Source organism: Phycisphaerae bacterium, assembly GCA_012729815.1.
Classification (GTDB): domain Bacteria; phylum Planctomycetota; class Phycisphaerae; order JAAYCJ01; family JAAYCJ01; genus JAAYCJ01.
This window is the reverse complement of the sequence record JAAYCJ010000082.1, coordinates 1-5,407: the sequence shown is the minus strand read 5'-3', so window position 1 is coordinate 5,407 and position 5,407 is coordinate 1. Positions and strand designations below refer to the sequence as shown.

General features: G+C 61.6%; 8 protein-coding genes. 2 read left to right on the top strand and 6 right to left on the bottom strand.

Annotation, left to right across the window (positions count from 1 at the left end):
• Positions 1-197: hypothetical protein (locus GXY33_06230; protein NLX04721.1), on the bottom strand; the 197-nt coding region annotated here is incomplete at its 3' end.
• Between the two features lie 56 nt (positions 198-253).
• Entirely contained in the window at positions 254-952 is a 699-nt protein-coding gene (locus GXY33_06225; GenBank protein ID NLX04720.1) for a SagB/ThcOx family dehydrogenase, read from the bottom strand.
• Positions 953-1,156: 204 nt separating this feature from the next.
• Here GXY33_06225 and GXY33_06220 point away from each other — a divergent pair, with 204 nt between their 5' ends.
• Together GXY33_06220 and GXY33_06215 are read left to right on the top strand one after the other, a co-directional pair.
• Positions 1,157-1,399, top strand: a complete 243-nt coding sequence (locus GXY33_06220) for a hypothetical protein (GenBank protein NLX04719.1) — start codon at positions 1,157-1,159, stop codon at positions 1,397-1,399.
• A gap of 159 nt (positions 1,400-1,558) precedes the next feature.
• Positions 1,559-1,978: a hypothetical protein gene (locus GXY33_06215; GenBank protein NLX04718.1), complete on the top strand. Its 420-nt coding sequence runs from the start codon at positions 1,559-1,561 to the stop codon at positions 1,976-1,978.
• A gap of 126 nt (positions 1,979-2,104) precedes the next feature.
• Here GXY33_06215 and GXY33_06210 read toward each other — a convergent pair whose 3' ends face one another.
• The 4 genes from GXY33_06210 to GXY33_06195 all read right to left on the bottom strand — a co-directional run.
• Complete coding sequence (locus tag GXY33_06210) at positions 2,105-2,956, bottom strand: HAD family hydrolase (GenBank protein NLX04717.1); 852 nt, start codon at positions 2,954-2,956, stop codon at positions 2,105-2,107.
• A complete protein-coding gene (locus GXY33_06205; GenBank protein NLX04716.1) occupies positions 2,916-3,224 on the bottom strand; it encodes a hypothetical protein in 309 nt (102 codons plus the stop codon). The genes GXY33_06210 and GXY33_06205 overlap by 41 nt, the downstream gene beginning before the upstream one ends.
• Positions 3,225-3,257: 33 nt before the next feature.
• Positions 3,258-4,388, bottom strand: a complete 1,131-nt coding sequence (locus tag GXY33_06200; protein NLX04715.1) for a KamA family radical SAM protein — start codon at positions 4,386-4,388, stop codon at positions 3,258-3,260.
• Positions 4,389-4,621: 233 nt separating this feature from the next.
• On the bottom strand, positions 4,622-5,407 hold a 786-nt coding region (locus GXY33_06195), incomplete at its 5' end, for a hypothetical protein (protein NLX04714.1).

The following is a 5,407-nucleotide window of genomic DNA, read 5'->3' as shown; positions in this document are numbered from 1 at the left end:
TCGTCGAGTTCGAAATCGACCGTGATAATCATCCGCTGCACGCCGTCGGCATGGGCGATGGCGGCGGCCTGCGTCCGCTCCGGCAGCGGTTCAAGCACGGAGGTGTCGTCGGTGGGGCGGGTGAAGGCCATGCCGTCGCCGAACGCGGCGCCGTAGAGCAAAGCCGCAACCGTTACGAAAGCGAGCGATCGAGCCATGTCCGGTCCTCCACAGAGGTTTCCGTAATATATAGACCGGCTGGCCGCTGAAAAGTTCATTCCTCCCAGCCGACCGGCAAAAGCACCAGAGGCTCGTGGTCTTTGGGAAGCTCCAGAGCCTCCTGGACTTGCCTGTCGCCAAAGGCGCCGACAAGGACGGTGGCCAGATCGAGCGCCTCAGCCTGAAGATAGACGTTCTGGGCCGCCGCTCCAGCCTCCATGTGAACGTAGCGGGCGGCCCGCTCGCCGTACTTGGCGGCGGTGCGGCTGTAGACGCCGCTGACAACCAGAATGGCGGGGGCATTGCGTACACTCCCCTGTCCGAGTGCCGCATCGACAAGCGCCTTTCGCCGATCGCCGGAGGCAACTCGCATCAGCCGATGCTCACGCGGCAGGTAACGATACACGCCGGCAGCCAAATCGGCCACATTCCCCGCAACGACGTACATCTCAATGGGATACAGCGCACCGGCGGAAGGAGCGGCTCGGAGCCCTTGCTGGTGGTCGGTAACGCCCTGAGCGGACCAGAGAATCTGTGAAAGTTGCTTGATGCTCACGGCCCGATCGGCGAACCGTCGGACTGATCGCCGCTGGGCGATCGCCCGCTCGACCGTAAGCGGGCCCTCCTGCCGCGGCGCCGGCAGCGCGATCCGGGCGGGAAGCGTGGCGGGTTTATCAGCCGAGGCGCAGGTCAACAACATCGCCGTCGCGGCCGAGGCCAAAACGATCACACATGCCGCGTGTCTGGTCTTCATGCCATGTCCCCTGTCGTTGATCTGCATGATACTCCATGTGCGTCCGTGCTGCCAGTAATCTTCGTCGGCTGCCGATGGCGCTTGATATTCGGGCGAGACGACGTTAGCTATAGGCGAACAGAGGCCTGCATGCTTGTGGCGTGCCAGAAGGTTGTTTCGCCGTGTGGACGACGCGATGCTGGAATAACCGGGAAGGAGAATGCGATGGACATCGCCACCTTTCGGACGTTCTTCATGTGGTGCACGATCATCAACGCGGGGCTGCTGGTCATCAGCTTCCTGATGCTCGCCTTCGCGGGCGACTGGGCCTATCGGATGCAGAGCCGGTGGTTTCCCGTATCAAGGGAGACCTTCAACGTGGTCATCTACGGCTGGCTCGGATTCTTCAAGATGGTGGTCATCCTGTTCAACCTCGTGCCGTATCTGGCGCTGGTGATCATCGGGTGACAGCGTCCGGGCGGTATCTGTAGGGCGGGTCGTTCTGCCCCCAAGCGGCAGGTTGACCCGCCAATCGAGCGCGATGGACGACAGGGTCTTTCACAGGAGGATTCCATGTTGCGACAGGACCATCCCCGCCGTATGCTATAACCTCGCTTAAGGTGAACCGTGGCTCTACTGCTGATTGTTGTTATTCTGATGTTCATGGGCGTCACGATTGTCTGTCCCTACCTCATTCTTCGCAACCGCGACACCTCTTCGAGCTATTGGTGGATTACGGTGCTGTCAGGCGTCGGTGTTTCGGTCTTGGCTTACGCGCTGACGTTTCACTACGTGTACTCGCCTCGTGAGAACACGCGCATCCACGGATGGCCGGTCCCATACATCATCTTCCAGCGGAGCACGCCCGACGGCCCGTGGCTTGACTTCGTCGGCCCGACGACGATCCTCGGTTTTCCTATCAATCTCGTGCTTCTGCTCGGGACTTGGTTCTTCCTTCTCTGGATCCTGAACGCGGTAGTGTTCAGACGAAGGAAGGGGCTCAGGCAGAAGGAAGCCCAAGAGGCGGAGGCGGTGAATAACCGGTAGGTTTCATCTGCAGGGCATTCAGCAAGGAGTCGCCTTTCCAAAGTGATTCGCTACGGCTGCGGCGAGTCGCAGAGTTTGTCGATTGGCTCCTGGCGTAGTACAGAACCGCAAGCCGAACATGCTCCGCTACAGCAACGCCGGCAACTGGCTCAGGTTGGTGATCTTCGCGTCGGGTTCGACGTCGTCGTCGGGTTTGACGCCATCGAGCTGCATCCAGATCGCGCGGATGCCGGCGTTTCTGGCCCCGCGGATGTCCCGCTGCAGACTGTTGCCGACCATCACAGCCTCCTCCGGGCCGACGCCGAGCTGTTCCAGGGCCATCCGAAAGATGCGCGGGTCCGGCTTGCCGACGCCCACTTCGCCGGAAATCAGAATGCTCTTGAAGTACGGTTCGAGCCGTGCCGCCCGGACCTTGGCCATCTGGATGTCCGGTGCGCCGTTGGTGACCATCGCCAGCGAGTACTTTGACCGGCAGTGATCCAAAACCTCCAGCGCCTCCGAAAACAACTCGTGGCACTCGCGCCGGCGGCGGATAAAGTCGTCAGCCAGTTCCTCCGCCAGCAACAGATCGATCACGCCGTGATCCGCCAACGCCTTCGACCACGCCTCAACCCGGTACGCGGGAACCCACTCCGCGAGGCTCCTGAGGTTCGGCTGATCGCCCTCGAAAGTACCCCATAGCCCCTCCGACCAGATGATGCCCATCTCGCGGCAGTACTCGATCAACCCGCTCTTTCGCCACAGCAGTTCCGCGTGGCGGCCAAGGGCTTCGAGCAACTCCTCGGGCTCGATCTGATAATGCTCGTGGGCGGTCCGGCAGGTCTCCAGAAAGCACGTGCGATACGCCGGCCCTTCAGCCATCAGCGTGTCGTCCAGATCGAAGATGACGGCTTTGGTGGTCATGACTTGCCCTTTCTCCTCAGCGGTGATCGGCCCATCAGTAGTCGTCGTCGGGATCGAACTCGTCGTCGCCGTCATGCTCCCTGCGCCGACGCCGACGGCGAATGGTGCGAACCAGCCCCGTGATGCACAACGCTCCTCCGATCATTATACCAGCCGCCGGCACGTACGGGGGAAGAATCATAGTCGAACCGAACAGGATCAGCAACCCGATCGCGATCAAAATGTGTCCCGCCAACAGCACCCGCGGTCGGACGCACGCCGGACATCGGCGAAGGCCGCCCTCGTCGAGGCACTCAGCCGCTGAATAGTCGTTGCCGCACTGTGGGCAAAAGTAGGGTTTCATCGGGTACATCCTGATCGCCGGGCCGCTGCGGGCCTACTCGGGCCCGTGGAGCCGGTATGGTTCGGTGACCGGATAGTCGCGAACGGTCTCTTCGTAATCGTCGAACCAGAACGCGTCGCCGTTCCGCTGATAGGCGAGAAAACGCCCGCTGTCGCCGTCGTTGGCGGCGCGGTGATATTTGAAGTAGACGCGGTCGTGGGCCAAGCCGATGATCTCGATCTTACCGGTGGCGTGGCTCATGACAAACCGCGCCCGCTTGGCCAGGCCGGACACCAGGGCCTTGGCCCGCTCGAAGATCTGGTACCCTTCCTCGATCGGCACGGCGTAGGCCTTGTTGGCCACCGCGGGCCGGCACTGGAAGACGTAATACGGCGGCACGCCGACAAACGAGAGCTTGCGAAACAGCTCAGCGAGCACCTCGGGCCTGTCGTTGACTCCGCGGATCATCGGCGTCTGATTGGCCAACAGCGCGCCCGCGCGGCCGAGCAGGTTGCAGCCGCTGATCGCGGCATCGGTCAGTTCTCGCGGATGATTGAAGTGCGTCATCACGTAAATCTTTCTATCGGGCAGGGTGTGGCGGTTGATCATCTCCAGCAGCGCCGGATCGTCGATGATGCGGTGCGGATTGAACGCGGGCATCTTGCTGCCGATCCGGATGATCCGGACGTGCTCGATCCTGCGCAGCTCAGAGATCATGCGGTCGAGCTTTTCGGTGGTAAGCATCAGCGGATCGCCGCCGGTCAGCAGCACGTTGGTCACCTCCGTGTGCTGCCGGATGTAGTCGAGCGCGGCGTCAAGGTCGCGGAGCACTTCACTGCCGCGGCTGCCGTCCAGGAACACCCGCTTGCGAAAACAGAATCGGCAGATCCCGCCGCACACGTTGCTGACCAGCAGGAGCACGGTCGAGTTGTACTTGTGTTCCAAACCGGCAATGCGCGTATACGCCTTTTCGTCGGACGGATCGAGACGGCCCCACTCCTCCAGTTCGCCCGGGTGCGGAAGGATCAGCCGGCGGATCGGGTCGTCCGGATCGTTCCAGTCGATCAGCGACATGTAATACTCATTGGAGCGGAACGCGTACTTGATGGCGACGTTCTCCAGACGCATCCGTTCGGCCTGATCCAGCCGCGAAATCTCAGCGAGTTTGGTGATGAACTGTGTCATGTGGCAGCTTCCTCCTGAAACCGGTTATTGGAAATCAGCCCGCCGACAACATCTCCCAGCGGGTTCTCGTCAATTGGGATTGTTCCCTTTGGTGGCACAATAATCCTAAGGGACAAAGCGTTGAATATCAAGGAATACCGGGAGGAAAGGGTCATTCTATAAGCCCGACTTGTAATAGACCATCAGCGATCATATCGACGACTCTGATTCTCACTCTCGTTGATGTCCAAGGTTCACGAGGCCAAAGCCTCCGCCGGGCGGCTGGTGGCCGCCGGCGAGGCGGCGCGGTCGGCTGGCTCGTGGTCGAAGAGGTACCGAAGGCCCGGTTCCGAACCGAACATGCGGTACGAATTGTGCCCCGTCTCCGGAACGATCGCCAGGTGGTGATTGGCGGCGATCTCGGGGCCGAAGTGGTGCTGGAGATAGCTGTAGTAGATAATCGCGCGTTCGAGGCGGTGGGCGCCCTGGAGGTTGGCCCGGCACGTGCGATCAAGGAACAGTTCGTCACGATTGTCAAGTTCGCCCACGAGGTAGACGACGTGGCGCCGACCGTATTGCTCGGCGATAGTGTCGGTTCCCACCGTGGCCATGTAAGAATTCAGATGGTCCAGGCCGTAGCGGTATTGGTTGTAGGTGGGGCACGTCAGGCACTCCGACGTGGACGGGGTGGCGAAGCGGTCGCCTTCGCCGCCGATCCGCCGTTCGCCGTCGAAATAAAGATATGATGACGGATTGGCGACAACATAGCGGAAGTCGATGCCGCGCGATGGCGCGATGAGGTCTTCGACGCGATTGCCCGCGGCGTAGCGGTTGACGAACTGGCCGCCGGCGGAGTGGCCGGCGATCACGATGTGCTTGAGGTTCGGGAATCGTGTGCCGTCGGCGAGCCTCAGAACCATCTGATCGATGGCTTCGAACGAGCTGACGCGGGCCCGCCGCCGATGCACGCGGGTCGAACGCGACGGATCGCCCTGCCGCCATCCGCCGCTCCAGAACAGCACGTCCGACCCGGGCTTGTG